The sequence below is a fragment of the Tabrizicola sp. YIM 78059 genome (assembly GCF_004959785.1).
In the GTDB taxonomy this organism is placed as follows: Bacteria; Pseudomonadota; Alphaproteobacteria; order Rhodobacterales; family Rhodobacteraceae; genus Tabrizicola; species Tabrizicola caldifontis.
In genome coordinates this window covers 178,994-203,071 of the sequence record NZ_SJZH01000006.1, presented here as the reverse complement: position 1 = coordinate 203,071, position 24,078 = coordinate 178,994, and the positions used below count along the sequence as shown (strand labels likewise).

At 65.3% G+C, this 24,078-nt stretch carries 27 protein-coding genes and 1 pseudogene; 12 read left to right on the top strand and 16 right to left on the bottom strand.

Features of this window, described 5'->3' with window-relative positions; translation table 11 throughout:
• Positions 1–41: 41 nt before the first annotated feature.
• Positions 42–809, bottom strand: coding sequence for a hydroxyacylglutathione hydrolase (gene gloB, locus EZM81_RS10455; protein WP_135449511.1), 768 nt, complete (start codon positions 807–809; stop codon positions 42–44).
• Positions 810–868: 59 nt separating this feature from the next.
• Here gloB and EZM81_RS10450 point away from each other — a divergent pair.
• Positions 869–1,627, top strand: a pseudogene (locus EZM81_RS10450) (class I SAM-dependent methyltransferase); the annotation flags it as partial.
• A gap of 23 nt (positions 1,628–1,650) precedes the next feature.
• Here EZM81_RS10450 and EZM81_RS10445 read toward each other — a convergent pair.
• Complete coding sequence (locus EZM81_RS10445) at positions 1,651–2,196, bottom strand: L,D-transpeptidase (protein ID WP_136645657.1); 546 nt, start codon at positions 2,194–2,196, stop codon at positions 1,651–1,653.
• 349 nt (positions 2,197–2,545) lie between these two features.
• On the opposite strand from EZM81_RS10445, the gene EZM81_RS10440 reads away from it, so the two are divergent.
• The 6 genes from EZM81_RS10440 (at position 2,546) to EZM81_RS10415 (ending at position 7,866) form a co-directional block, all read left to right on the top strand.
• Positions 2,546–3,106 carry a F0F1 ATP synthase subunit delta gene (locus EZM81_RS10440; RefSeq protein WP_135449514.1) on the top strand — a complete coding sequence of 187 codons (561 nt, stop codon included), beginning with the start codon at positions 2,546–2,548 and terminating at the stop codon, positions 3,104–3,106.
• A complete protein-coding gene (gene atpA, locus EZM81_RS10435) occupies positions 3,106–4,644 on the top strand; it encodes a F0F1 ATP synthase subunit alpha (protein WP_135449515.1) in 1,539 nt (512 codons plus the stop codon). Before EZM81_RS10440 ends, atpA begins: the two co-directional genes overlap by 1 nt.
• 21 nt (positions 4,645–4,665) lie before the next feature.
• Positions 4,666–5,532 (top strand): F0F1 ATP synthase subunit gamma, encoded by an 867-nt coding sequence (locus EZM81_RS10430; protein WP_136645656.1) that lies wholly within the window; start codon positions 4,666–4,668, stop codon positions 5,530–5,532.
• Between the two features lie 20 nt (positions 5,533–5,552).
• The gene (gene atpD, locus EZM81_RS10425; protein WP_136645701.1) at positions 5,553–6,998 is read left to right on the top strand and encodes a F0F1 ATP synthase subunit beta; all 1,446 of its coding nucleotides are present in this window, start codon (positions 5,553–5,555) and stop codon (positions 6,996–6,998) included.
• A gap of 9 nt (positions 6,999–7,007) precedes the next feature.
• Complete coding sequence (locus tag EZM81_RS10420) at positions 7,008–7,400, top strand: F0F1 ATP synthase subunit epsilon (protein WP_136645655.1); 393 nt, start codon at positions 7,008–7,010, stop codon at positions 7,398–7,400.
• 118 nt (positions 7,401–7,518) lie between these two features.
• Positions 7,519–7,866: an H-type lectin domain-containing protein gene (locus EZM81_RS10415; RefSeq protein ID WP_136645654.1), complete on the top strand. Its 348-nt coding sequence runs from the start codon at positions 7,519–7,521 to the stop codon at positions 7,864–7,866.
• Here EZM81_RS10415 and EZM81_RS10410 read toward each other — a convergent pair.
• From EZM81_RS10410 to EZM81_RS10370, 9 genes are all read right to left on the bottom strand, one after another.
• Positions 7,863–8,879, bottom strand: coding sequence for a phosphatase PAP2 family protein (locus EZM81_RS10410; RefSeq protein ID WP_136645653.1), 1,017 nt, complete (start codon positions 8,877–8,879; stop codon positions 7,863–7,865). The two genes, EZM81_RS10415 and EZM81_RS10410, sit on opposite strands and share 4 nt — an antisense overlap.
• A 357-nt stretch (positions 8,880–9,236) precedes the next feature.
• On the bottom strand, positions 9,237–10,199 hold the full coding sequence (locus EZM81_RS10405; protein ID WP_136645652.1) for a phosphatase PAP2 family protein: 963 nt from the start codon (positions 10,197–10,199) through the stop codon (positions 9,237–9,239).
• A 162-nt stretch (positions 10,200–10,361) separates the two neighbouring features.
• The gene (locus EZM81_RS10400) at positions 10,362–11,381 is read right to left on the bottom strand and encodes a ribose-phosphate pyrophosphokinase (protein WP_135449530.1); all 1,020 of its coding nucleotides are present in this window, start codon (positions 11,379–11,381) and stop codon (positions 10,362–10,364) included.
• Between the two features lie 96 nt (positions 11,382–11,477).
• Positions 11,478–12,494: a low specificity L-threonine aldolase gene (locus EZM81_RS10395; RefSeq protein ID WP_135449532.1), complete on the bottom strand. Its 1,017-nt coding sequence runs from the start codon at positions 12,492–12,494 to the stop codon at positions 11,478–11,480.
• The gene (locus EZM81_RS10390) at positions 12,494–12,946 is read right to left on the bottom strand and encodes a YcgN family cysteine cluster protein (protein ID WP_136645651.1); all 453 of its coding nucleotides are present in this window, start codon (positions 12,944–12,946) and stop codon (positions 12,494–12,496) included. The genes EZM81_RS10395 and EZM81_RS10390 overlap by 1 nt, the downstream gene beginning before the upstream one ends.
• A 41-nt stretch (positions 12,947–12,987) precedes the next feature.
• Positions 12,988–13,911 carry a bifunctional riboflavin kinase/FAD synthetase gene (locus EZM81_RS10385; protein ID WP_135449536.1) on the bottom strand — a complete coding sequence of 308 codons (924 nt, stop codon included), beginning with the start codon at positions 13,909–13,911 and terminating at the stop codon, positions 12,988–12,990.
• A gap of 25 nt (positions 13,912–13,936) precedes the next feature.
• A complete protein-coding gene (locus EZM81_RS10380; RefSeq protein ID WP_135449714.1) occupies positions 13,937–14,380 on the bottom strand; it encodes a MaoC family dehydratase in 444 nt (147 codons plus the stop codon).
• Between the two features lie 118 nt (positions 14,381–14,498).
• Positions 14,499–15,389, bottom strand: coding sequence for a TIGR01459 family HAD-type hydrolase (locus EZM81_RS10375; protein ID WP_135449537.1), 891 nt, complete (start codon positions 15,387–15,389; stop codon positions 14,499–14,501).
• A 63-nt stretch (positions 15,390–15,452) separates the two neighbouring features.
• Complete coding sequence (locus EZM81_RS10370) at positions 15,453–16,370, bottom strand: manganese-dependent inorganic pyrophosphatase (protein ID WP_135449539.1); 918 nt, start codon at positions 16,368–16,370, stop codon at positions 15,453–15,455.
• A gap of 289 nt (positions 16,371–16,659) precedes the next feature.
• Between EZM81_RS10370 and EZM81_RS18305 the strand changes: the two genes are divergently transcribed.
• Positions 16,660–16,821, top strand: a complete 162-nt coding sequence (locus tag EZM81_RS18305) for a hypothetical protein (protein ID WP_167850966.1) — start codon at positions 16,660–16,662, stop codon at positions 16,819–16,821.
• A 73-nt stretch (positions 16,822–16,894) separates the two neighbouring features.
• Here the strand turns inward: EZM81_RS18305 and EZM81_RS10365 are convergent, their stop codons facing one another.
• Both EZM81_RS10365 and EZM81_RS10360 read right to left on the bottom strand, forming a co-directional pair.
• Positions 16,895–17,626, bottom strand: coding sequence for an N-acyl homoserine lactonase family protein (locus EZM81_RS10365; protein ID WP_136645650.1), 732 nt, complete (start codon positions 17,624–17,626; stop codon positions 16,895–16,897).
• The gene (locus EZM81_RS10360; protein ID WP_136645649.1) at positions 17,623–18,615 is read right to left on the bottom strand and encodes a TraB/GumN family protein; all 993 of its coding nucleotides are present in this window, start codon (positions 18,613–18,615) and stop codon (positions 17,623–17,625) included. The genes EZM81_RS10365 and EZM81_RS10360 overlap by 4 nt, the downstream gene beginning before the upstream one ends.
• A 187-nt stretch (positions 18,616–18,802) precedes the next feature.
• On the opposite strand from EZM81_RS10360, the gene groES reads away from it, so the two are divergent.
• From groES to EZM81_RS10345, 3 genes are all read left to right on the top strand, one after another.
• Positions 18,803–19,090 (top strand): co-chaperone GroES, encoded by a 288-nt coding sequence (gene groES, locus EZM81_RS10355; protein WP_135449544.1) that lies wholly within the window; start codon positions 18,803–18,805, stop codon positions 19,088–19,090.
• 63 nt (positions 19,091–19,153) lie between these two features.
• Positions 19,154–20,791: a chaperonin GroEL gene (gene groL / locus EZM81_RS10350; RefSeq protein ID WP_136645648.1), complete on the top strand. Its 1,638-nt coding sequence runs from the start codon at positions 19,154–19,156 to the stop codon at positions 20,789–20,791.
• An 84-nt stretch (positions 20,792–20,875) separates the two neighbouring features.
• Positions 20,876–21,715: a DMT family transporter gene (locus EZM81_RS10345; RefSeq protein WP_136645647.1), complete on the top strand. Its 840-nt coding sequence runs from the start codon at positions 20,876–20,878 to the stop codon at positions 21,713–21,715.
• On the opposite strand, the gene EZM81_RS18550 is transcribed toward EZM81_RS10345, so the two are convergent.
• From EZM81_RS18550 to EZM81_RS10330, 3 genes are read right to left on the bottom strand one after another with little or no spacing between them, the layout of a single operon-like run.
• Positions 21,691–22,281 carry an N-acetyltransferase gene (locus EZM81_RS18550; protein WP_248298189.1) on the bottom strand — a complete coding sequence of 197 codons (591 nt, stop codon included), beginning with the start codon at positions 22,279–22,281 and terminating at the stop codon, positions 21,691–21,693. The two genes, EZM81_RS10345 and EZM81_RS18550, sit on opposite strands and share 25 nt — an antisense overlap.
• Positions 22,262–22,768 carry a GreA/GreB family elongation factor gene (locus tag EZM81_RS10335; RefSeq protein WP_136645646.1) on the bottom strand — a complete coding sequence of 169 codons (507 nt, stop codon included), beginning with the start codon at positions 22,766–22,768 and terminating at the stop codon, positions 22,262–22,264. Before EZM81_RS10335 ends, EZM81_RS18550 begins: the two co-directional genes overlap by 20 nt.
• Entirely contained in the window at positions 22,765–23,205 is a 441-nt protein-coding gene (locus EZM81_RS10330; RefSeq protein WP_248298188.1) for an NUDIX domain-containing protein, read from the bottom strand. The genes EZM81_RS10335 and EZM81_RS10330 overlap by 4 nt, the downstream gene beginning before the upstream one ends.
• Positions 23,206–23,324: 119 nt before the next feature.
• Here EZM81_RS10330 and EZM81_RS10325 point away from each other — a divergent pair, with 119 nt between their 5' ends.
• Positions 23,325–24,014, top strand: coding sequence for a triacylglycerol lipase (locus EZM81_RS10325; protein ID WP_136645644.1), 690 nt, complete (start codon positions 23,325–23,327; stop codon positions 24,012–24,014).
• Positions 24,015–24,078 lie beyond the last annotated feature (64 nt).

Below are 24,078 nucleotides of genomic sequence, written 5' to 3'. Positions count from 1 at the left end.
GGTTTCCCCAGCGTCTTCACACCAATTGTGATAGGCTGGAATCAGAACTTGTCTTTTCTGGCCCGGATTTCGGCGAAAACCGTGACATCGTCGGCATCTGGCAGGCCGACCGCTGTCTTGAGCGCGGGCAGATGCGCCCGCAGGAAGGGGTTCGTGTCCAGCTCTACCTGAAGCGGGACAGGAACGGTAGGAATGCCCCGGGTGCGCTTGTCGGCGACCTCGGCACTGCGTGAGATAAGCGCAGGATTGTCCGGTTCAAGGGTCAGGGCGAAGCGCAGGTTGGAGGCGGTGTATTCGTGGCCTGAGCAGATCAGCGTGTCGGGGGGCAGGGCGGCAAGCCTGCGCAGAGAGTCGTGCATCTGCCGGGCTGTGCCCTCGAACAGCCGACCGCAGCCGCCGGCCATCAGGCTGTCGGCGGTGAAAGCGTAGCCGCTGGCCGGCATGACATAGGCGATGTGGCCGATGGTGTGACCCGGAACCGCGATCACCTGCACCTCTTCCGAGCCCAGCCAGAACCGGCTGCCATCGACCAGCGTCTGGTCAAGCCGCGGCAGGCGGTGGGCATCGGCGGCGGCGCCATGGACCTGGGCGCCCGTCCGGTTGCGCAGCGCATCGACAGCCTGGATGTGGTCGTCGTGGTGGTGGGTGATCAGGATGTCGGTCAGTCGCCACTGATGCGCCTCGAGAGCCGCAAGGATCGGGCCGGCTTCGGGCGCATCCACCACGGCTGTGCGGCCAGAGGCGGGGTCGTGGATCAGCCAGGCATAGTTGTCCGAAAGGCAGGGGATGGTGATCAGGTCAAGCGGCATGGTCTTTGGTCCCTTCCCGAGTATGATGGGCAGGATCGACCCAAAGGGCGGCGGCCGCAATGCACCTTGATGTGCTTGACCTCAGGAATTTCTACTACCGCACCCAGCTTGGCCGGGTGGCCCAGCGCGCGATCCGGGAACAGGTGGTGAAGCACTGGCCCCCCGGTCCGGGTCAGACGGTAGTGGGGTTCGGTTTTGCGGTGCCGCTTCTGCGTCCCTATCTGGCCGATGCCGCGCGCGTGGTGGGGCTGATGCCGGGACCGCAGGGCGTGATGCCCTGGCCCGCGGGAATGGAGAATGTCAGCGTCCTGTGCGAGGAGACCGCCTGGCCCCTGCCCACGGGCATTGCCGATCGGCTGGTGCTGATGCACGGTCTTGAGACCTCTGAGCACCCATCGGCCGTGCTGGACGAGGCGGCGCGGGTGCTTGCGCCGGGGGGGCGGGCGCTGTTCATCGTGCCGAACCGCTCGGGCCTCTGGGCGCGGAACGACGCCACGCCCTTCGGCTATGGTCGGCCCTATTCCGGCGCACAGCTCGAGGCACAGCTCAGGCGCCACGGCTTCACGCCGGAACGCAGCCAGTCGGTGCTGTTCGCGCCGCCATCGACCACACGGTTCTGGCTGCGGACGGCCGATTTCTGGGAAGGGGTCGGGCGCCGGATGCCTTGGCTGGTGGGGGGGGTGCTGATGGTCGAGGCGTCCAAGCAGGTCTATGCCCCCACGCGCGGGGGCCTTGGAGCAGCAGTGAGAAGACCCCTGCGCGTCCTGGAAGGCGTGGGCAAGGGGGCGCCCGAACCGGCGCTGAACCGGGAACAGGGCCGGCTGCCCGGCCCGGTCATGCGTCAGACCACCCTGACCTGGGTGCCGATCGGGCAAAGCGCGAAAAGTTCGGCGATGTTTTCGTTGAAAAGCCCGATGCAGCCATCCGAGGAACGGCGGCCGATCTTCCGGGTGTCATGGGTGCCGTGAATGATGTAGGCGGGCCAGGACAGATACATGGCGTGGGTGCCAAGGGGGTTGTCCGGCCCGGGGCCGATCGGCTTCCAGTCGGGGTAGCGCTGCATCTGTGACGGCGTGGGGGTCCAGCTGGGGCCGACCTTCTTGCGCACGATGGATGTATACCCGCGCCTGGTCAGTTCGTCGGTCAGCGGGACCGAGGTCGGATAGATGCGATAATCCGACCCGTCGGCATTCCAGAAATGCAGGGCGCGCGAGCCGGTGTCGGCAACGATGGTGGCAGGGCCGAGACCGTCGAAATGGTCGCGCCAGTCCTGCATGACAAAGCTGGAGATGTTGTTGCGTGCCCCAGCAGGATTGGCACGCGCCGTCGTGGCGAGCGTCGCCGCGCCCAGTGCAAATCCGATCAGTCCGCGTCGCGAGAGGGTCATGCCTGCCTGCCTTTCTTTCCGGTCTGTTTCCGTGGGACACTTGCCGCGCAGGCAGGAAGGGTCAACCGAAGGCGGCCGGGTGTGACGGGCATGTGACGGGTCGTGAACGCCAGAAGCGCCCCGCCGATTCCGGGCGTTCCGCGACCTGTCCGCAACGATTGCGCAAACAGCGACGATCTGCGCAGGGCAAGGCTCAAGAATCCGTGTCCAACCCGGTTGCGGGGTATCAAGGCCTCTGCTAAGGACGCCCGCGACGGATGGCATGCGCCACGGCCGGGGGGTCGAGGTGTGCGCCGATGGAGCGCCCGGTTCGCCAGAGCCCTGGGCATCAGACAACGGAAGGGTTGACGTGTCGGAACCAGCTTCGATCTCTCTGGGCATTGCCTCACGCTACGCATCGGCCTTGTTCGACCTGGCAAGGGAAGACGGCGCCTTGAAGGCGCTGGAAGCGGATATCGCGACCCTTTCGGAAGCCCTGGACGCCAGTGCCGACCTGCGGGCGATGATCGCCTCGCCCGTCATCAGCCGCGAGGACCAGGGCAGGGCGATCGCCGCGATCGCCGGGAGGCTGGGGTTGGGCCAGCTGACGGCCAACACGCTGGCGCTGATGGCCGAAAAGCGCCGCCTGTTCGTTCTGCCGCAATTCCTGGCGAACTTGGCCGACCTGATCGCTGCCGAAAAGGGCGAAGTGACCGCCGAGGTCACTGCCGCCCGTGCGCTGAGCGCCGCGCAGTCCAAGAAACTGGCCGAGACGCTGAAGGCGCGTGTCGGCAAGACCGTGAAACTGAAAACGACCGTCGATGAATCCCTCATCGGCGGTCTTGTCGTCAAGCTGGGCTCGACCATGATCGACACCTCGGTCAAGGCAAAGCTCGCGGCCCTGCAAAATGCAATGAAAGAGGTTGGGTGATGGGAATCCAGGCTGCTGAGATCTCTGCGATCCTCAAGGAGCAGATCAAGAACTTCGGCAAGGACGCGGAAGTGGCCGAAGTCGGCCGCGTGCTGTCGGTCGGCGACGGGATTGCCCGTGTGCATGGCCTCGACAACGTGCAGGCTGGTGAGATGGTCGAATTCCCCGGCGGCATCCGGGGCATGGCCCTGAACCTGGAAGTCGACAACGTCGGCGTCGTTATCTTCGGGTCGGACCAGGACATCAAGGAAGGCGACACGGTCAAGCGCACCAAGTCCATCGTGGACGTGCCGGCCGGTGATGCGCTGCTGGGTCGCGTCGTGGACGCGCTGGGCAACCCGATCGACGGCAAGGGTCCGATCAAGGCGACCGAGCGTCGCGTGGCCGACGTCAAGGCCCCGGGCATCATTCCGCGGAAGTCGGTGCACGAACCCATGGCCACGGGTCTGAAGGCCGTGGACGCGATGATCCCCGTCGGCCGTGGCCAGCGGGAACTCATCATCGGCGACCGCCAGACCGGCAAGACCGCCGTGGCGCTGGACACGATCCTGAACCAGAAGTCCTACAACGAGGCCGCCGGTTCGGACGAATCGAAGAAGCTCTATTGCGTCTATGTCGCGGTCGGCCAGAAGCGCTCCACCGTCGCCCAGCTGGTGAAGAAGCTGGAAGAGACCGGTGCCATGGCCTACACGATCGTCGTGGCCGCCACCGCCTCGGACCCCGCGCCGATGCAGTTCCTGGCGCCCTATTCGGCGACCGCCATGGCGGAATACTTCCGCGACAACGGCCGCCATGCCCTGATCATCTACGATGACCTGTCCAAGCAGGCCGTGGCCTATCGCCAGATGTCGCTGCTGCTGCGCCGTCCGCCGGGGCGCGAGGCCTATCCGGGCGATGTGTTCTACCTGCACTCGCGACTGCTGGAGCGTTCGGCCAAGCTGAACGAGGATTTCGGCGCGGGTTCACTGACGGCGCTGCCGATCATCGAAACCCAGGCCGGTGACGTGTCGGCCTATATCCCGACCAACGTGATCTCGATCACCGACGGCCAGATCTTCCTGGAAACCGAACTGTTCTACCAGGGTATTCGTCCGGCCGTGAACACCGGTCTGTCGGTCAGCCGCGTGGGTTCCTCGGCCCAGACCTCGGCGATGAAGTCGGTTGCCGGCAAGGTGAAGCTGGAACTGGCGCAGTACCGCGAAATGGCGGCCTTCGCGCAGTTCGGGTCCGACCTCGACGCCGCCACCCAGCAGCTTCTTAACCGCGGCGCGCGCCTGACGGAACTGATGAAGCAGAACCAGTATTCGCCGATGACCAACGCGGAAATCGTCTGCGTGATCTATGCCGGCACCAACGGCTATCTGGACAAGATCGCCGTCAAGGACGTGGGCCGGTTCGAGGCGGGCCTGCTGCAGCACCTGCGCACCAAGGGCAAGGCGCTTCTGGACGACATCACCAAGAACGACCGCAAGGTTGCGGGCGATCTGGAAAAAGCGATCCGCGCGGAACTCGACGCCTTCGCCAAAGACTTTGTCTGAGCGCCCTGAGGGAGAAGGCAGATGCCAAGCCTGAAGGATCTCAAGAACCGGATCGGAAGCGTGAAAAACACGCGGAAGATCACCAAGGCGATGCAGATGGTCGCCGCGGCGAAACTGCGTCGTGCGCAAGAGGCCGCCGAGGCCGCCCGTCCTTTTGCAGAACGGATGACAGCGGTGATGTCGGCCCTGGCCGCCGGTGTCGGCACTGGAGAGGGTGCACCGAAGCTTCTGGCCGGAAACGGCCGGGACCAGGTGCACCTGTTGGTGGTGATGACCAGCGAGCGCGGGCTTTGCGGCGGCTTCAACTCGTCCATCGTCAAGCTGGCCCGGTCCCGCGCCGCCGATCTGGTGGCGCAGGGAAAGACGGTGAAGATCCTCACCGTCGGCAAGAAGGGCCGTGAACAGCTGAAGCGCGACTGGGCGAATGCCTTTGTCGGTCACATCGACCTGAGCGAAGTGAAGCGCGTGGGCTATGCCAACGCGCAGGCCATCGCGCGCGAGGTCATGGCGGCCTTCGAGGCCGGCGAGGCAGATGTGGTGACGATCTTCTACAACCGCTTCCAGTCGGTGATCAGTCAGATCCCGACCGAGCAGCAGATCATCCCCGCCAAGTTCGAGGGTGGCGCCACGACGGCGCTTTACGACTACGAACCCTCGGAAGAGGCGATCCTGGCCGACCTTCTGCCGCGCGGCGTGGCCACGCAGATCTTCACCGCGCTGCTGGAAAACGGTGCCTCGGAACAGGGCGCGCGGATGTCCGCAATGGACAACGCGACGCGCAACGCGGGCGACATGATCAACAAGCTGACGATCCAGTACAACCGGAGCCGTCAGGCCGCGATCACCAAGGAACTCATCGAAATCATTTCGGGCGCCGAGGCGCTCTGACGAACCCGGAGTAAATGACAATGGCAAAAGCCCCGAAAGCTTCCGCCGCAGGCAGCGGCAAGGTGACCCAGGTCATCGGCGCCGTCGTCGACGTGCAGTTCGACGGTGCGCTTCCCGCGATCCTGAACGCGCTGGAAACCGACAACAACGGCAAGCGCCTGATTCTGGAAGTTGCCCAGCACCTGGGCGAGAACACCGTGCGCACCATCGCCATGGATGCGACCGAAGGCCTCGTGCGCGGCACGCCGGTCAAGGACCTAGGCGCGCCGATCTCGGTTCCTGTCGGTGACGCAACGCTGGGTCGCATCCTGAACGTCATCGGCGAACCGGTTGACGAAAAGGGCCCCGTGGTGGCCAAGGAAACCCGTGCGATCCACCAGCCTGCCCCGGAATTCAGCGAACAGGCCACGGAAAGCCAGATCCTGGTGACCGGCATCAAGGTCATCGACCTGCTCGCGCCCTATGCCAAGGGCGGCAAGATCGGCCTGTTCGGCGGCGCCGGCGTGGGCAAGACGGTTCTGATCATGGAACTGATCAACAACATCGCCAAGGTTCACTCGGGCTATTCGGTCTTCGCGGGCGTGGGTGAACGGACCCGCGAAGGGAACGACCTCTATCACGAGATGATCGAATCGGGCGTCATCAAGATCGACAACCTGTCGGAATCGAAGGTGGCTCTTGTCTACGGCCAGATGAACGAACCCCCGGGGGCACGTGCCCGCGTGGCGCTGACCGGCCTGACGCTGGCCGAGCAGTTCCGCGACCAGTCGGGAACGGACGTGCTGTTCTTCGTGGACAACATCTTCCGCTTCACCCAGGCGGGTTCGGAAGTGTCCGCCCTTCTGGGCCGCATTCCCTCGGCCGTGGGCTACCAGCCGACGCTGGCCACCGACATGGGTGCGCTGCAGGAACGCATCACCTCGACCAAGCAGGGCTCGATCACCTCGGTGCAGGCGATCTACGTTCCGGCCGACGACCTGACCGACCCGGCGCCCGCGACCTCGTTCGCGCACCTCGACGCGACCACCGTGCTGTCGCGCGCGATCTCGGAACTGGGGATCTATCCGGCGGTGGACCCGCTGGATTCGACCTCGCGGATGCTTGACCCGCAGATCGTGGGCGAAGAGCACTACAATGTCGCCCGCGCCGTGCAGGGAATCCTCCAGCGCTACAAGTCGCTGCAGGACATCATCGCCATCCTCGGGATGGACGAACTGTCGGAAGAGGACAAGCTGACCGTGGCCCGCGCCCGGAAGATCCAGCGCTTCCTGTCGCAGCCCTTCGACGTGGCGAAGGTCTTCACCGGTTCGGACGGCGTGCAGGTGCCGCTGGAAAAGACCATCGCATCCTTCAAGGCGGTGGTGAACGGCGAATACGACCATCTGCCGGAAGCCGCCTTCTACATGGTCGGCGACATCGAGGACGTGAAGGCCAAGGCCGCCAAGCTTGCCGCGGCTGCGGCGTAAGGGGGCGACATGGCCAGCACGCTGCAATTCGATCTCGTCAGCCCGGAACGGCGCCTTGCGTCGGTCCCGGCGACCGAGGTCCAGATTCCGGGGGCCAATGGCGACCTGACGGCGATGGAAGGCCATGCCGCCACGATCACCTCGCTGCGTCCGGGTCTGCTGAAGGTGGTGAACGCCGAGGGGACGAAAGCCTATGTCGTCACCGGCGGCTTCGCAGAGATCAGCGCCTCGGGCGTGACGGTTCTGGCCGAACAGGCGGTGCCGCTGGACGAATTGACCGCGCCTCAGCTGGATGCGCTGGTTGCCGAAGCCAGCCAGGCGGCGGCGCTGAATTCCGACAAGGATGCCGCCGACAAGCTGGTGGCCGACCTGCAAGCCATGCGGATTGCCGCAGGACTGTGATCCTCGGCCACACCGATAAGCGCATCGAAAGCCCCGGTTCGTCCGGGGCTTTCCTTTTCCGGTTCCCTGTCGGAAGTTTTGGGGCAAGATGTGGCCGGCAGAAGGATCCGGTCGGGACATGAAGAAATTCAGGGGAACCATTGCGGTCGATCAGGGGTCGCGCGTTCTGTTCGAAGACTTCTCTCAGGATGGCGCGATGTGGGTTGGCGCAGGGCCGCGCGAGGTGAGGCTGCGACAGGATTTTGCGCAGGTCTTTGTGGATGTGCCAGTGGTCACCATCGGGCTTTCCATGTGGGACATCGCCTGTTCGACGAATTCCCGTGTCGATATCGCGGCCGAGCAGGTGACAGGCAGGGGCTTCGAGATCGTGTTCCGCACCTGGTCCGACACCCGGATCGCCCGCGTCCGGGCAGACTGGCTGGCAATCGGTGCCCTGCGGGATGAGGAAGACTGGGATGTGCCCTAGGCCTGATCGGGAACCGTGCGCCGCGCAAACCAGCCACTGACCTGCCAGATCACGCCGACAGCGGCCATGGCCACGATGCCATCGAGAAAATAGTGCCAGGCCAGCATGAACGATCCGATGAAGATTACCAGCGTGAAGGCGGTCAGAACCCAGCCCAGCGCGCGCGAAGCCGTGAAGGCATAAAGCGTAACGACCATCGTGGATGCGACATGCATCGACGGCATGGCCGAAATCACCGAGAAGCCGCCATCGGGAAGCGTGTAGAGATCCCAGAGAACTTTCTGCAGGTCGCGGACACTGTAGGGATAGGTCTCGGCATGGGCGTCAAGTGTTTCCAGAAGCGGCCGGTACACATTTCCCAGGCCCAGATCCGCGTAATACACCGGTCCCGCAGAGGACATCAGGGTTGCCATGACGATTCCAATGACAAGCCAGCTCAGCAGATGCGCGATCATGAACTGCATCCGGGCGACCGGGTTCTTGCGGGCAAAGGCGGCAATGGTCAGGGTGCACAGCAGCAACGTCAGCCAGAAGGCATAGGCCCCGGTCAGAACCGTCAGCACCCAATCCCAGCCGATCAGGCCGTAAAACACCCGCCACGGTTCGTGACCAAGGAAAACCAGGCGATCCAGTTGCTCTAACGTCTCGTCCCAGGAAAATTCACCCAAGATCGCCACCAGCCCCTTGGCCTGGGTAAAACCCGCCAATGCAGCAAGAAGCAGGGCCAGGGTCAGGCCGCCGCGCAGGATGGTTGGCCCGTCGGTGAGAAAGGACCTGATCTCGGCCTGAAGGACTTCCATCCGCTGCGGTGTGCGCTCGACATAGGTCAGGTGAAACAGACGGTGGGCGATGACGGCATAGGCCGCGCAGGGAAGGATCGTGGCCAACTGCAGCACCTGCGCCCCGAAGCCGCCAAGGGGCAAGCCTGGTGCCGCGGAAAGCGCGTAAAAGCCAAGCGCCGTCTGGATCGCTGCAAGCAGGAGCACGAACCGATAGTGATAGAGAGACGTCATGATCGGCGACCGATCACTGCCATGGGCAAGGTAAACCACAACCGTCTCCGTCTGCGAAACACGCCATGGGTTTGAAGGCCTTTTGCGGCCTAAACTTGACCAAAACCCCGCAAAAAGATGGAAACCAACCCGCAACTGCCGGCGCCTGCCATCGGACGTTCCGCGCGAGATAGCGACCGAACGGGTTACCCTTGGCGAAGATCACGGCCGACAATCCGATGCGCGGCGGCCTCCGCTTCGATGGTGACCCCTACGATCCGCAGCCCCATCGTCCGGGTGCGGGAGCAATTACTGGCGATTGGCCCTGCCGTGTTGCGGCTGACCCCGGCGCGCGCCCGTTGATCCACAAGACGCCGTTCAGGAACCAGAGGTGCGCACCGGCTCCAACTCGTCGCCCGGGGCCAGAAATCTGGAGACGAACCAGACGCAGAGCGCAAACACCGCCACCCCACCCGGAATATCAAGCAGATGATGACCGCCGTGGATCAGGGTGGCAGGAATCATCGCCAGGTTGAGAATCAGTGCCGGAACGAACAGCACCGTCGCGCGCAGGAACCAGACGACCAGACAACACATGACCATGTGATAGGAGGGAAAGCCGACCACACCCGTGACCGTCTCGGGGCTGATGCGCGCCGGACCCTCGGTCAGCAGCTGCGTCAGGAAACCGCCACGGTCGGTCCCGTAATGGTAACCGCGTTCGCGCAGCACCTCTGCCGGCACATCCAGCGCCCCGACATAGCCGACGCTGGGAAAGACCCACCAGATCGCAACCGTCACCGCAAGGCTGAACATCCCGACAAGCATGAAGCGGTGCACGGAAAGCGCCCGGTGCAGGGCCGCGAGAAAGCAGACTGTCAGCATCAGCTGGAAGATCGAACTCTGATAGACATAGCCAAGTGCCCGCAGGATCACGGGATAGTCCAGCATGTGGTTGATCAGGCTGTGCCAGTCGTATCCGACAAGGTGCCCGGACCAGGTCAGCCAGTCATCGACCATCGGGTTGGTCAGCGGCATGAGCGAGAAGATCACGATGGGAGAGGCCGAGGTGAAGGCAAAGAAGCTTCCCAGTCCCACCATGGCCAGCGCCACACGAGACGACCCCCGAGTGCCCCTTACGAAAGCCCCCAGAGCAATGAGCGCCAGGCCAATGGCAAAACCCAGCAGCATGGGCGGCCAGTTCACATTGCGTTGCAGTGCGGTTGCCAGGGCAATCCCCGCCGCCTCTGCGACCAAGGCTGTTGTCAGCATGATCCGCTCGACGGGCAGCAGTTCGAAGGTCCGCCGCGAAAGGCGGATGGTTTCGATCGAAGACTCCAAGGCACACCCCCAGGCCGCGCGGCCAGTCCAAAAAAGCTGCAACAGTCGCACTGCTGAAGCCGAATTGTGCCGATAGTTTGGCGGAACCGGACCGTAGTTGGGCCCTTCCTGAGGGAAGGGCAATCGCAGGGGGTATCTCTGGCGCGGTCCGAAGCCTGGCGCCTAGCTGCGCTGGTAGAGCCCCTCGTAGATCGGCACCAGGGTATCCGTCTCGAACAGCGACGACACCGACATCCCGCCCCAGATGTTCAGGATCGCCTGGGCAAACATCGGCGCGGTGGGGACGATGCGGATGTTCGTGGCACCCTTGACCTTTTCCGTGGCTTCGATCGAATCGGTGATGACCAGCGATTTCATCACCGAATTCTGCACCCTTTCCACCGCCGGCCCTGACAGGACGCCATGGGTGATGTAGCTGTGCACCTCGGTCGCCCCGGCTTCCATCAACGTCTCGGCGGCCTTGCACAGCGTGCCGGCCGTGTCACAGATGTCGTCGACGATGATGCACTTGCGCCCGCGCACGTCGCCGATGACGGTCATGCCTGCAACTTCGCCCGCCTTCTCGCGCCGCTTGTCCACGATGGAGAGGGGTGCGTTGATCCGCTTGGCCAGTTCCCGCGCCCGCGCCACGCCGCCAACATCGGGCGAGACGATCATGATGTCGTCCATCTGGCCCTTGAAATGGTGCTCGATATCCAGGGCAAAGACCGGCGAGGCGTAAAGGTTGTCCACCGGAATGTCGAAGAAACCCTGGATCTGCGCGGCGTGCAGGTCCAGCGTCAGCACGCGGTCCACGCCGGCCGTCTCGATCAGGTTCGCCACCAGCTTCGCGCTGATCGGGGTGCGCGCCTTGGCGCGGCGGTCCTGGCGGGCGTAGCCGAAATAGGGGATCACCGCGGTGATCCGGCTGGCCGAGGACCGGCGCAGCGCATCCACCATGATCAGCAGTTCCATCAGGTTGTCGTTCGCCGGGTTCGAGGTCGGCTGGATGACATACATGTCCTCGCCGCGGACGTTTTCGAACACCTCGACGAAGATTTCCTGATCGTTGAAGCGTTCGACCCGGGCATCGACAAGGTTCACGCTCATTCCCCGGTGCACCGACATGCGCCGCGCTATGGCTTTTGCCAGGGGCAGGTTGGCGTTCCCGGCGATGAGCTTGGGTTCGGTGACGGCGGGCATGGGCGTCCTCGGTGGCGGATTCGTGACGTGCCTCGCTTATCACCCGGTTCTGCGATTGCAAACCGGAGCTGCTTCCGGCGTTGCGAAAAACCCCGGTCAGAAAGCCGCGAGGAAGCGGTCTACCTCGGCTTCGGTGGTGCACCAGCTGGCGACCAGCCGCGCCTTCTCGCGCCCCTGGGGGGCGGTCCAGCGGTAATAGACGGCCCCAGCGGCCTCCAGTCGCTCATGGGTGCCGGGGGCCCATTCCGGGAACAGCATGTTGGCATCGGCCGGTGGCACATGCGCCTGCCGGTCGCGCAGGCCCTGCGCCAGACGCTGGCCCATCGCATTTGCCTGTGCGGCGAGCCGCAGCCAGAGGCCTTCGGTCAGGTAGGCCTCGATCTGCGCCGAAAGGAACCGGTGCTTGGAAAAGAGATGCCCCCCCCGCTTGCGTCGCAGCTCGAATTCCCAGGCCTTTTCGGGGTTGAACAGGACGACTCCTTCCACCCCCAGACAGCCATTCTTGGTTCCGCCCAGCGACAGAACGTCGATTCCCGCCTTCCAGGTCATCTCGGCCGGTGTCGCGCCGGTGGCGACCAGCGCATTGGCAAGGCGCGCGCCGTCGAGGTGGCAAGGGATGCCCTTGGCCCTTGCGAGGGCAGTCAGCGCGGCAATTTCTGCGGGGGTATACACCGTTCCGGCCTCGGTGACATTGGTCAGCGACAGCATCCCCCGCTGGACGCCATGCACGCCGCTTTCTCCGGTTGCGGCCAGCGCCTGCGACAGGCTGGCGGGTGTCATCCTGCCATGCTCGCCCGGCACCAGCACCAGCTTGGCGCCAGAGTAGAATTCAGGCGCGTTGCATTCGTCCTCGGCGATGTGGGCATGGGTATGACAGAACACCGCGCCCCAGGGCGGACAGTGGGTGGCGATCGCCAAGGCGTTCGCGGCAGTTCCGGTGGCGACCAGATGGACCACGGCCTGTGGCGCCTCGAAGATATCGCGCACCAGATCGGTCACGCGGGCCATGGCCGCATCGCCGCCGTAGGAGCGTTCATACCCTTCGTTCGCCTTGACGATCGCGGCCATGATCTCGGGGGCGGCGCCCGAGGTGTTGTCTGAAGCAAAGCGCATCAGGGTGTTTCCTCGATCAGATAGTCTTCCCAGTCGTCTTCCGGCACCGAGCCCTCGGGCAGGGTGATTCCCCTGACAGATTGCCCCGCCTTGTGGGTGCTGTCGGGATCGCCGGTCAGCAGCGGATGCCAGTCTGGCAGGCGCCGCTTCTGGAACAGCAACTTGTAGGCGCAGGTCGCGGGCATCCAGTAGGCGATCTTCGGCAGGGTCTTCGGCGTCAGCACCACGCATTCCGGGACGCGCTGCTTGCGGTTCGGGTAGTCGCGGCAGCGGCAGGTTTCGCCATCCAGCAGGCGACAGCCGATGCGGGTATAGACGACCTCGCCGGTATCCTCATACTCGAGCTTGTTCAGGCAGCACTTGCCGCAGCCGTCGCAGAGCGCCTCCCATTCGGCGGGGGTCATCTTCGACAGGGGAACGGTTTCCCAGAACCGGGGGCGCAGGTTTTCCATTCCCGCACCCTGATGTGGCCTTGCGGAAAAGGGAAGGGGGGTCAGAGCGCCGAAAGGATCGCGCGGGCCTGGTGGCAGTCGGCGTCCATCTGGGCGATCAAGGCGTCAAGGGTGTCGAACTTCTGCTCGGGGCGCAGAAACTCGACTAGGGCGATCGAAAGATGCTGCCCGTAGAGGTCGCCCCTGAAGTCAAACAGGTAGGTTTCCAGATTCGGGCGGTTTTCGCCGAACATCGGCCGCACGCCAAGGCTGGCGGCGCCGTGATGGCTGCCCTTGTGCGGGCCGGTCAGAATGTCGACCAGCACGGCATAGACCCCAAGTTTCGGAAGGTGCAGCCCGTCCACCGACATGTTCGCGGTGGGATACCCCAGCTCTCGCCCGCGCTTCTGCCCGTGCAGCACCTCGCCCTCGATCCGGTGCCAGTGGCCAAGCATGGCGGCGGCGTCACGGGGGCGCCCCTCGGTGAGGGCGGCGCGGATCTTGGTGGAAGAGATCTCGGTCCCGTTCTCGGTGACAAGGGGGGCGATGGTGGTGCGGATGCCCCGGGCGTCGCACAGCGCGGCAAGGTCGCCCGCCGTGCCAGTGCGCCCCTTGCCGAAGCAGAAGTCGGCGCCCACCACGACATGGCTGATGCCAAGGCCATCGGCCAGAACCTGGTTGACGAAGGCCTCGGGCGACAGGCTGGCAAGGGTGGCGTCGAAGGGAAGCTGGAACAGGTGTTCCACCCCCAGACGGGCCAGACGGTTGGCGCGCGCCTCGGCGTTCATCAGGCGAAAGGCGGGGGCTGTGGGGGCGAAGAACTGGCGGGGGTGGGGCTCGAAGGTGATGATTCCCAGCGGGCCATGGCCGCGCGCTAGGTCGATCACTGCCTGGTGGCCGCGATGCACGCCGTCGAAATTTCCCATGGCGCATGAGGCGCCGCGGGAAGACGGGTCGAGACCCTGCCAGTGGAAATGCTGCTGCATCCTGCCCTTTGCGGGCCGGGGCCCGTCAGTCGAACTTGCGGCTGGGCGCCAGAACCAGCGCCTCGCCCTTCAGGACTACGGTTTTACCGACCGAGGCGAGGGTTTCAAGGGTCACCCGGCGTTTGGCGTGGTCGATGCCGGTGACGGTGACCTCAGCGCGCACCATATCGCCGGGGCGGACCGGTGCCATGAACTTCAGGCTTTGTCCCAGATAGACCGTGCCATGGCCCGGAAGCTGTTCCCCGATCACCGCCGAGATCAGTCCGGCGGTCAGCATCCCGTGCGCGATGCGGCCCTCGAAGATCGTGTCCTGGGCATAGGCATCGTCAAGGTGGACCGGGTTCCGGTCGGTGGAAACCTCGGCGAACAGCTCGATGTCGCGGTCGGTGATGACCTTCATCAGATGGCGGGACATGCCGATCTCGATGTCCTCGATGCAGATCGTTCCGCGGGGCATGTTGTCGAGCATGGGGTCCGAATCCCTTCCGGTCATGCGGACAACCTAGCACGCGCTGCGACGCAGCACAATCGGTTGCGCAAGAATTGTTCAATCGGACTTTCGTCTGTGAACGAATGTTGCTGCGTCGTCAGCGCAGGCGGCCCATGGCGTAGGTGGGCGACAGTTCCAGCCCGTCGAGCCAGTCGCCCAGCCGGGCGGGATCGGGGTTTTCCGGGTCGGGGCCGAAACGGTCGGCCTCGAGTCCGCCGGTGATGAACAGCGTGTCCAGCCCCTCGCCGATCCCGCCCCGGATGTCGGTGGAAATCCCGTCGCCGATGCAGAGGATCGCGGGGTCGGCCAGTGCGCCCGCCTCGGCCAGGCGGCGGCGTGCCAGGTCGTAGATCGGCGGATGCGGCTTGCCGAAGTAAAGCGTCTTTCCGCCCATTTCCTCGTAGGCCTGCGCCAGCGCGCCCGCGCAATAGAGCCGGCGATCCCCCAGATCCACCACGATGTCGGGGTTGGCGCACAGCATGGGCAGATCCAGCGTCTTGCCCAGCAAAAGCGCGGCGCGGTAGTCGTCGGGCGTCTCGGTCAGGTCGTCGCGCAGGCCGGTGCAGACGATGCCCTCGGCCTCACGCAGCGGCACCCGTTCGATGGGGGGCTGGGCGGCGGCATAGGCGGCCAGATCCTCGGCGAAATCGGTGAAGAAAGCCTCGTCCTTCGGGGCGCCGATGTGGTGGACGCGTCGGCCCACGGCACCGGAAAGCATCCCCATCTGCGCAGCGTCACCCGAGGTGACCACGATATCCCAGGCGTCACGCGGCACGCCCAGACGGTCGATCTGTCGGATGACGCTGGATTTCGGCCGGGGCGCGTTGGTCAGAAGAACGACCTTGCCGCCCCCGGCCCGAAAGCCCTGCAGGGCCGCCACGGCTGCCGGGAAGGCAGCCTTGCCGTTGTGCAGGCAACCCCAGAGGTCGCAGAAGACGGCGTCATAGCGCCCGGCAATTTCCGACAGCGACCGGATGATGTCAGTCATGGCGCGGCACCTGCTTTCCTTCCTCGATGTTCCGGCAGAGGCCGGCACGCCCGCGGTTCGCGTCTACAGCTTGAGCGCCGGCAGGATCTGCTTCTTGCGGCTCATGATCCCCGGCAGAACGACGGTGTCGCCGGTGACGGTGCAGCCGAAGGAGGCCTCGGCGATCTGTTTCACCAGGTCGTTCGGGACCAGCAGCGTCGCCTCTTCTCGGATGATGTCCACCACGAACAGCAGCACCTGATCGGCGCCGTCCTCCTTCGCCACGTCCACCATCGAGCGCATCAGGCTGTCCTTGCGGTCAAGGATCACCTTGGGCGCCGTGGTCTCCAGTACCGAGACGCGCAGTTCCTTGCCGCCGACCGTGTATTCCTTGGAATCCATGCGCAGCAGTTCCGCATCCGAGAAGGCCGAGACGTCCGACTTGGCCTCGAACATCTTGGCAGCCAGTTCGGGGATCGAGACGCGCAGTTCGTTCGCCAGCTTCTCGGCCACGGCGCGGTCGTGGGGTGTGGTGGTGGGGCTGCGGAATTCCAGCGTGTCGGACAGGATGCAGGACAGCATCGCACCCTTGATGCCGGTCGGCGCCTTGGCCAGCACGTCGCCCATCAGGTCGTGCATGATGGTGGCGGTGCAGGCCAGCGGGCGGATGGTGATGTCGATCGGCGTGCGGGTCTTCAGGCCGCCGACCAGCATGTGATGGTCGATGATGCCCTGGATCTGCGCCTCGTTGATCGAAGGCGGCAGTTCGGCCGGGTTGTTGGTATCGACGATCACCACCTGGTCCTCCGCCGTCACGTCGGTGATGATCTCGGGCCTGTCCAGGCCCCAGTGCCTCAGCACGAAGGCGGCTTCGGTGTTGGGTTCGCCCAGCAGGACGGCTTTCGCCGGTGTGCCGGTCTCGTTCAGATACCAGGCCCAGATGATGGGCGATCCGGTGGAATCGGTGTCGGGGGACTTGTGGCCGAAGACGAGCGTGGTCATGGGAATGCCTTTGGGAGGGTGGCGGTTTTGCGCGCGGTATAGGGGAAGGGAGCGCGATTGTCACGCGGGGGCGGATGTGGCATCGTACAGCTTCCGGCAGAGGAGTGCATGTGTCATGGAACTGACCGTCTGACGACCCGACAGGGGCCGTGAGCATGGGCCGAACGGCCCGGAAGTGCAGCCCTGAGCCAAGGAGTGCCCTGAACATGGACAAGTTGCACGCGGCCTGAGGGCCGGTCGTTGGCGGGTTATCCCCGTCTGTCTCCTCCTTTCATGTCAGGGGCATGTGATGCCGACACAGAACACCGGAAAACCCGCCGCGGCGGGGCTGAAGCCGTTGCCAAAAGCGAAGAGGTTCGATCCCGCCAGCCTGAGGGCAGCGATGGGACCGAAGGGTCCGAAGCTGGTGCCGAAGCGCGGCCTGGTGCCGGGCAAGGGCGGTCACCGCTGAATTGCTGCGGGGTGGGCGGGTGGCGCCCCCACCCCAATCCCCTCTCCATTGGGGGCGGCGCATCTGATCGGCATCAGTCGTAGAAGGCCGGGGCCTTGCGCAGGCTTTGCCACTGGGCCGGGTCATGACCGTAGATCAACAGGCCCGGCAGCGCCAGAAGCCGATCGGCGGAGGCTCTGGCGGCATCAGGATCCTGCGCGTCGGCGAAGTGCTCGGCGGGTTCGGACGCCCGGTTGATCGCGTCGGCGGCCAGTATGACCGTGCCGGTGCGTGGCAGGGCCAGGATGGCGGACAGATGGCCAGGCGTATGGCCGGGGGTGGGAATCAGGGTCAGCCCATTGCAGACGGGCGTATCATCCCTGATCAGGATATGGCGAGCCTCGGGCCAGGCCATCGGCCGTGCAGTGCCGAAATAGCTGGGGCGCGGGTCGGCGCGTTCGCGGGCTGTCATCACGATGGGCGCATGCGCAAACAGGTGCAGGGCGCCCACATGGTCGATATGGCCGTGGCTGAGGATGGTCAATGAAATGTCGCGCGGCGTCAGACCCAGGGCGGCAAGGGCACCTTCCGCAGTATGTTCCACGTCGTAACCGATCAGTCGGCCAAAGGCGGGCAGGCCGTCGCGGTCGGCAATCCCGGGATCGGTCGCATAGGCCGGGGGAAAGCCCGTATCGAACAGGATGCGGTCGCCCCGGTCGGTTTCCATCAGATAGGAGGGGATGCCGATCAGGCGTTCGCCGCCCCTGACTTCGAAGAGCCCGAGGTCGAGCACCGTCAGCCGGGTCAGACGGCCGGGCAGGATCATGGCGCAAGCTGTTCCACGGTGAAGCCTTCGCGTTGCAGAAGGTTCAGCACCCCTTCCTCGCCCGACAGGTGAAGCGCGCCGAAGGCGGCAAAGACCGGGCCTTCCGCCGCTGCCGCAGTGAGGACGGAAATCCATCGACGGTTGCGGGAATTCATCAGAAGCTCTTCCATCCGGGCAAAGTCGGCATCCACCTCCTCGCGCGTGTAGCCCGGCAGGCCATAGCTGACATCGCGCATGTATTCCCAGATGATCCGGCTTTCCCCGGCGAAATAGCTGTCGGCAAGGGTGGCGTGATAGTCTTCGGACCGGTCATCGACCGCAAGGGTGGACTGGATCATCGCGACCATCTCGTCATGGTTCATGGCGTCGAAGATGCTGAAGACCGTATCGAACGGCTCCAGCCCCCGCACCGGCACACCGGCGGCGGCGGCCGTTTCGATCACCATGCCGTCTAGGCCCTTGGGATCCTTCATCTGTGCCACGGCGCAGGGCGGCATCGACAGAAGCACGGCAACATACCAGGGCTGAAGCTTCGCGGCCATGAAGCCGGGGATGCCGCGCAGGGCAAGGGCAGCGCTGAGGTCGGACCATACATCGGGCGGCAGCTGTTCCAGAAGCGATGGGCCATCCGTTATCATCATCCGTCCCGGTTCACGGGCGATCAGATCCTGCAGCGCCCTTTGCTCTTCCGGTCCGGCCTCGACCAGGACGGTGGTTGCGGATTCGATGGCCGGTCTGATCGCGGCAAGGGTAGGGGCGTGCCGGGGGTCGTCGAAGTGATAGGTGCCGGCAATGGTGATCACCTCTTGCCCCCGGGTCGCGCGCCAGAGATTGCCGCGCGGGAACGGCACGGCATCGGCAGCTGCGGTCAGCGCGGCCACCTTTTCGGGCGGCATCTCCTCAAACAGGTTGCGGCCGTTGCACTGGGCCAGCAGCGGGGTAGCGAGAAGGCAGAAGGCAAGGGCGGCAAGGGCAAGGAGGCGGGTCATCGGGGCCTTCGGTCGGGGCAGGGCATGTCGCGGGCATCGTGGCAGGCGGTCGGGAAAAGGCAAATCAAAATCCGGCAGCCGGGTGTTGACAGGCGGCGGGGCATCGCCTACCTCAGCGTCCGTTAGCACTCGATCGAGGCGAGTGCTAATCGAGATCAAACCTGGTGACTCAAGGGAGAACCTCCAGATGGCTTTCAAACCCCTGCATGACCGCGTCCTGGTCAAGCGCGTCCAGTCCGACGAAAAGACCAAGGGCGGTCTGATCATCCCCGACACCGCCAAGGAAAAGCCCGCCGAGGGCGAAGTGATCGCCGTGGGCGAAGGCGCCCGCAAGGATTCGGGCGAGCTGATCGCGCCGTCGGTCAAGGCCGGCGACCGTGTGCTGTTCGGCAAGTGGTCGGGCACCGAAGTGACGCTGAATGGCGAAGAGCTGCTGATCATGAAGGAAAGCGACATCCTCGGGATCATTTCCTGATCTGTCGCAAGGAACGGTGCGCTGTAGCGCACCCTACGAAATCCCATTCAAGGAGCTGTCATAATGGCTGCTAAAGACGTCAAGTTCGATACCGACGCCCGCGACCGCATGCTGCGCGGCGTCAACATTCTTGCCGATGCCGTGAAGGTCACCCTGGGCCCGAAAGGCCGCAACGTGGTGATCGACAAGTCCTTCGGCTCGCCCCGCATCACCAAGGACGGCGTGACCGTCGCCAAGGAGATCGAACTGGCCGACAAGTTCGAGAACATGGGCGCGCAGATGGTGAAGGAAGTCGCCTCGCGCACCAATGACGAGGCCGGCGACGGCACCACCACCGCCACCGTTCTGGCTCAGGCCATCATCAAGGAAGGCATGAAGGCCGTTGCCGCCGGCATGAACCCGATGGATCTGAAGCGTGGCATCGACCTGGCGACCCACAAGGTCGTCGAGCAGATCAAGGCGATGGCTCGCCCGGTGAAGGACTCGGATGAAGTCGCCCAGGTCGGCACCATCTCGGCCAACGGCGAAGCCCAGATCGGCCGCTTCATCGCCGACGCGATGCAGAAGGTCGGCAACGAGGGCGTGATCACCGTCGAAGAAAACAAGGGCATGGAGACCGAAGTCGAAGTGGTCGAAGGCATGCAGTTCGACCGCGGCTACCTGTCGCCCTACTTCGTGACCAACGCCGACAAGATGGTTGCGGAACTGGAAGACGCCTACATCCTGCTGCACGAGAAGAAGCTGTCGTCGCTGCAGCCGATGGTTCCGCTGCTGGAAGCGGTCATCCAGTCGCAGAAGCCCCTGGTCATCGTGGCCGAGGACGTGGAAGGCGAGGCTCTGGCGACCCTGGTCGTCAACAAGCTGCGCGGTGGCCTGAAGATCGCCGCTGTCAAGGCTCCGGGCTTCGGCGACCGCCGCAAGGCCATGCTGCAGGACATCGCCATCCTGACCGGCGGTCAGGTCATCAGCGACGACCTGGGCATGAAGCTGGAGAATGTCGGGCTCGACATGCTGGGCCGCGCCAAGAAGGTCGTCATCAAGAAGGATGACACCACCATCATCGACGGCGCCGGCGACAAGAAAGAGATCGAGGCCCGCGTCGCCCAGATCCGCGCGCAGATCGAGGAGACCACCTCGGACTACGACCGCGAGAAGCTGCAGGAGCGTGTGGCCAAGCTGGCGGGCGGTGTTGCCGTCATCCGCGTCGGCGGCATGACCGAAGTCGAAGTGAAAGAGCGCAAGGATCGCGTGGACGACGCGCTGAACGCGACCCGTGCGGCTGTTCAGGAAGGCGTGATCGTCGGTGGCGGCGTAGCTCTGGTCCAGGCGGCCAAGGCGCTGGAAGGGCTGAAGGGTGCCAACAGCGACCAGGATGCCGGCATCGCCATCATCCGCCGTGCGCTGGAGGCCCCGCTGCGCCAGATCGCCGACAATGCCGGCGTGGACGGCTCGGTCGTTGCGGGCAAGATCCGCGAGTCGAGCGACAAGAACTTCGGTTTCAACGCGCAGACCGAAGAATACGGCGACATGTTCAAGTTCGGCGTGATCGACCCGGCGAAAGTGACCCGCACCGCTCTGGAAGATGCGGCTTCGGTTGCCTCGCTGCTGATCACCACCGAGGCGATGATCGCCGACCGTCCCGAGCCGAAGGCGGCCCCGGCGATGCCGGGTGGCGGCGGCATGGGCGGGATGGACTTCTGATCCATCCGGTCAGTCCGGTTTCAGGGGGGGGCGGCCTTCGGGTCGCCCCTTTTCCTTTTGCGGGCAAGGCGTCAGGGTGGGTCAATGCGTCTGTTCCTGCTGACTGCCCTGACCATGCTGGCCTTTGCCGCCAATTCGGTGCTGAACCGCTGGGCGGTGGGGCCGGGACATATCGGCGCGGTGGAGTTTGCGGCAATCCGGCTGATGTCGGGCGCGGTGATGCTGGCGGCGCTGGTGTTATGGCAGCGCGGCGGGATTGCCTGGCCGGGGATGCAGGGGCGATTGGCGGGGGTGCTGGGCCTTTCGGCCTATCTGCTGGGGTTTTCGCTGGCCTATCGTGGGCTGGATGCGGGGACCGGGGCGCTTGTCCTGTTCGGGATGGTGCAGGTCACGATGTTCGCCGGCGCGTTGGCCGGGCGCGAAGGTGTGCCGCCCCGGCGCTGGGCGGGGGCAGGGCTGGCGCTGGCCGGACTGGCGCTGATCGCAGCGCCGGGTGCTGTCGCCCTTGCCCCACTGGCGCTGATGGCGGTGGCGGGAGTGGGCTGGGGCCTGTACTCGCTGGCCGGGCGTGGCGCGCGCGATCCGCTTGCCGCGACGGCCTGGAACTTCGTGCTGGCCTTGCCCTTTGTGCTGCCTTTCGGTCTGGCAGGCCTTGCCGCACCGGATGCCAGGGGTCTGGCGCTGGCGGTGGTGTCAGGCGCCGTGACCTCGGGGCTGGGCTACGCGCTGTGGTATGCGGTTCTGCCCGGCCTGGGCGCGGCGCGGGCTGCGGTCGCGCAGCTGACGGTGCCGGTCATCGCTGCGCTGGGCGGGGCTGTCTTGTTGGCCGAACCGCCGGGTCTGCGCTTCTGGCTGGCGGCGGTGCTGGTGCTGGGCGGGGTCGCACTTGCCAGCCTGCCCTACAGGGCCTTGACCAGCCGGTGAAGCGTGTGCCCGGTGACCTGGTCGCGCCGGGACAGGCCCGTTGCTCGGAAACCCTCGCGTTCCCAGAAGGCGCGGCCGCGTGGGTTGGCCTCGAGAACGGCCAGAACAATCCGCCTCGCCCCCCTCGCGCGGGCAAGCGTCTCGGCCTGGTCGAGCATTGCCCTGCCATGGCCCGCACCCCGGGCCCATGGACCAAGCAGCATGAGGCCGAGATAGGCGTCGGTGGCTTCGGGAAAGCCGTAGGAAAGTTCGGCCACGCCAGAGAGGCGCATTCCATCAGGCGATGCGGGCAAGATGGGCCGGCCCTCTACCCCTCTCCCATCTGCACAAGGGGAATGGGAAGCGCCCGTCCCGGCGCGGGGATCGCCGGTTTCGGCCGCTGGCAGGAACAGCCCCAGATGATGCGTCAGTGACCGGTCGCATGCGGGCGGGCCGTCGGTAAAGAACTCTGCGGCCTGCCGGTCGGGGTCGCAGGTGCCCTCTGCAAGCAGCCAGTAATCGGGCGCGGCGCGGTAGAAGTCGGCGACCAGCGCAACCTCTGAGGGGTCAAGCAGGCGAATCGGCATGGGCGATCCTGAGTATCTCCAGCTGCATCGTTCCGGCCGGGCGGCGCCAGGTGACAACGTCCCCGATTCGCGCACCGATCAGGGCTCTGGCCAGCGGCGAGGTCGGGGCGATCCGCCCCGACGGGGCGTCGGCCTCGTCCTCGCCCACGATTTCGTAGGTGGTTTCACGGCCGTGTTCGTCGGCGACCGTGACGGCCAGGCCGAAGGCGACCTCGGTCAGGTCGTGGGCGGCGGGATCGATCACCACAGCAGCCTTGAGGCGCGCCTCAAGCCAACGGATGTCGCGTTCTGCGGCAGCCTCAGGCAGCTTGTCCAGCCGGTCGTGCCGCGCCCGCAGTGCGACTAGCTCGGTCGTCCGGCGCGCAAGGCGGTCACGCAGGGCTGCAAGCCCGCGCGGGGTCATGATGTTCGGCCCCGGCGGAACGGGAAGTTCAGGCAGGTCGGGCCGGTCAAGACCGGCGTCCTCGTTCACGAAGGCTCGGCTCATCGGACGATCCTTTCCAGAGGGTCGTAGCCGAAGTCTGTGCCCCAGGCGGCATCCGGCAGGCTGTCGGGCTTGAACCTGATGCGGCCAAGGTCGAGATCGGCGCGGTCGAAGAAGCGGCGGCGTGTGACAATGCCTTCCGGGTCGCGCCAGTCGTCGTCCAGCCTGCCCGAGATCAGGCGACAGCGGAAGAAGACCTCGACCTGGTGAAAGCCCGAGGGCGGGTCGTGGAATTCGTTGACCAGCGCAGGCCCGCCCACGGCAATGGTCAGGCCGGTTTCCTCGTGCACCTCGCGAATCAGGTTCGCGGGCAGGGAAGTGCCGGGTTCGACCCCGCCGCCCGGTGCGCACCACAGATCCGAGCGCGCGGATTTCCATGCGTTGACCAGCAGCAGCCGATCCTCATGCAGGATCAGGGCGCGGACGGCGAGGCGCGGCATCGGGCGGGACATGGGCCAAGGCTTGCGCGGGACAGAGGCCGATGTCCAGCCCCGGGCGTGATGCAAGGTCGGGCAGGGCTGCTCTTTCCAAGCGCAGGACAAGGGCGCATGTTCGGCCCATGACCCTGCGCCCGCCCCTTTGTCTGCCTGCCGACCGGCCCGCCGGAACTGCCCCTGGCGAACGGGTGATACTGGTGCATGGCCTTGCGCGGACGGCGCGATCTCTGGTGCCGATGGGGCTGGCCTTGCGCGCAGCGGGCTATGCCGTGACCCATGCCGCCTATCCCTCGACGACGGCCGAGCCGGATGCTCTGGTGGCTGAGGTCGCGCGCGCCTGTGCCGAGCCCTTCGTGGGTGTGACCCATTTCGTCACGCATTCGATGGGGGGAATCGTGGTCCGCGACTGGCTGGCGCGGGGGCACCCTCCCGGCCTGGGAAGGGTGGTGATGCTGGCACCGCCCAATCATGGTTCGGAACTGGTGGATCTCTTCGGCGACTGGAAGGTGTTCCAGATGATCACCGGCCCGGCGGGGCTGTCTCTGGGCAAAGGGCCCGACAGCTGGCCGAACCGTCTGCCACCGGCCGACTTTCCCCTTGGCATCATTGCCGGAACCCGTTCGGTCAGCCCGTGGTTCAGCCAGATTCTGCCCGGGCCGGACGACGGCAAGGTGACGGTGGCATCCACCCGGCTGGACGGGATGACGGACCATCTGGTTCTGCCTGTCACCCACACCTGGATCATGGTCAACCCGACCGTCATCCGGCAGGTGATCCACTTCCTGCGGCAGGGGCGGTTCCAGCGCAACTGAGCATCGTGGCCCGGTGCTGCTTGGAGCGGCTTGCGCTGCACGCCGTTCCTCTGGTCGTCAGGCC

What these genes read in the sequence shown, in the direction of transcription:
- gloB (WP_135449511.1), bottom strand. Translation starts at nt 809, where the DNA reads ATGCCGCTTGACCTGATCACCATCCCCTGCCTTTCGGACAACTATGCC.
- EZM81_RS10445 (WP_136645657.1), bottom strand. Translation starts at nt 2,196, where the DNA reads ATGACCCTCTCGCGACGCGGACTGATCGGATTTGCACTGGGCGCGGCG.
- atpA (WP_135449515.1), top strand. Translation starts at nt 3,106, where the DNA reads ATGGGAATCCAGGCTGCTGAGATCTCTGCGATCCTCAAGGAGCAGATC.
- EZM81_RS10430 (WP_136645656.1), top strand. Translation starts at nt 4,666, where the DNA reads ATGCCAAGCCTGAAGGATCTCAAGAACCGGATCGGAAGCGTGAAAAAC.
- atpD (WP_136645701.1), top strand. Translation starts at nt 5,553, where the DNA reads ATGGCAAAAGCCCCGAAAGCTTCCGCCGCAGGCAGCGGCAAGGTGACC.
- EZM81_RS10420 (WP_136645655.1), top strand. Translation starts at nt 7,008, where the DNA reads ATGGCCAGCACGCTGCAATTCGATCTCGTCAGCCCGGAACGGCGCCTT.
- EZM81_RS10415 (WP_136645654.1), top strand. Translation starts at nt 7,519, where the DNA reads ATGAAGAAATTCAGGGGAACCATTGCGGTCGATCAGGGGTCGCGCGTT.
- EZM81_RS10410 (WP_136645653.1), bottom strand. Translation starts at nt 8,879, where the DNA reads ATGACGTCTCTCTATCACTATCGGTTCGTGCTCCTGCTTGCAGCGATC.
- EZM81_RS10400 (WP_135449530.1), bottom strand. Translation starts at nt 11,381, where the DNA reads ATGCCCGCCGTCACCGAACCCAAGCTCATCGCCGGGAACGCCAACCTG.
- EZM81_RS10395 (WP_135449532.1), bottom strand. Translation starts at nt 12,494, where the DNA reads ATGCGCTTTGCTTCAGACAACACCTCGGGCGCCGCCCCCGAGATCATG.
- EZM81_RS10390 (WP_136645651.1), bottom strand. Translation starts at nt 12,946, where the DNA reads ATGGAAAACCTGCGCCCCCGGTTCTGGGAAACCGTTCCCCTGTCGAAG.
- EZM81_RS10385 (WP_135449536.1), bottom strand. Translation starts at nt 13,911, where the DNA reads ATGCAGCAGCATTTCCACTGGCAGGGTCTCGACCCGTCTTCCCGCGGC.
- EZM81_RS10380 (WP_135449714.1), bottom strand. Translation starts at nt 14,380, where the DNA reads ATGCTCGACAACATGCCCCGCGGAACGATCTGCATCGAGGACATCGAG.
- EZM81_RS10375 (WP_135449537.1), bottom strand. Translation starts at nt 15,389, where the DNA reads ATGACTGACATCATCCGGTCGCTGTCGGAAATTGCCGGGCGCTATGAC.
- EZM81_RS10370 (WP_135449539.1), bottom strand. Translation starts at nt 16,370, where the DNA reads ATGACCACGCTCGTCTTCGGCCACAAGTCCCCCGACACCGATTCCACC.
- EZM81_RS18305 (WP_167850966.1), top strand. Translation starts at nt 16,660, where the DNA reads ATGCCGACACAGAACACCGGAAAACCCGCCGCGGCGGGGCTGAAGCCG.
- EZM81_RS10365 (WP_136645650.1), bottom strand. Translation starts at nt 17,626, where the DNA reads ATGATCCTGCCCGGCCGTCTGACCCGGCTGACGGTGCTCGACCTCGGG.
- EZM81_RS10360 (WP_136645649.1), bottom strand. Translation starts at nt 18,615, where the DNA reads ATGACCCGCCTCCTTGCCCTTGCCGCCCTTGCCTTCTGCCTTCTCGCT.
- groES (WP_135449544.1), top strand. Translation starts at nt 18,803, where the DNA reads ATGGCTTTCAAACCCCTGCATGACCGCGTCCTGGTCAAGCGCGTCCAG.
- groL (WP_136645648.1), top strand. Translation starts at nt 19,154, where the DNA reads ATGGCTGCTAAAGACGTCAAGTTCGATACCGACGCCCGCGACCGCATG.
- EZM81_RS10345 (WP_136645647.1), top strand. Translation starts at nt 20,876, where the DNA reads ATGCGTCTGTTCCTGCTGACTGCCCTGACCATGCTGGCCTTTGCCGCC.
- EZM81_RS18550 (WP_248298189.1), bottom strand. Translation starts at nt 22,281, where the DNA reads ATGCCGATTCGCCTGCTTGACCCCTCAGAGGTTGCGCTGGTCGCCGAC.
- EZM81_RS10335 (WP_136645646.1), bottom strand. Translation starts at nt 22,768, where the DNA reads ATGAGCCGAGCCTTCGTGAACGAGGACGCCGGTCTTGACCGGCCCGAC.
- EZM81_RS10330 (WP_248298188.1), bottom strand. Translation starts at nt 23,205, where the DNA reads ATGCCGCGCCTCGCCGTCCGCGCCCTGATCCTGCATGAGGATCGGCTG.
- EZM81_RS10325 (WP_136645644.1), top strand. Translation starts at nt 23,325, where the DNA reads ATGACCCTGCGCCCGCCCCTTTGTCTGCCTGCCGACCGGCCCGCCGGA.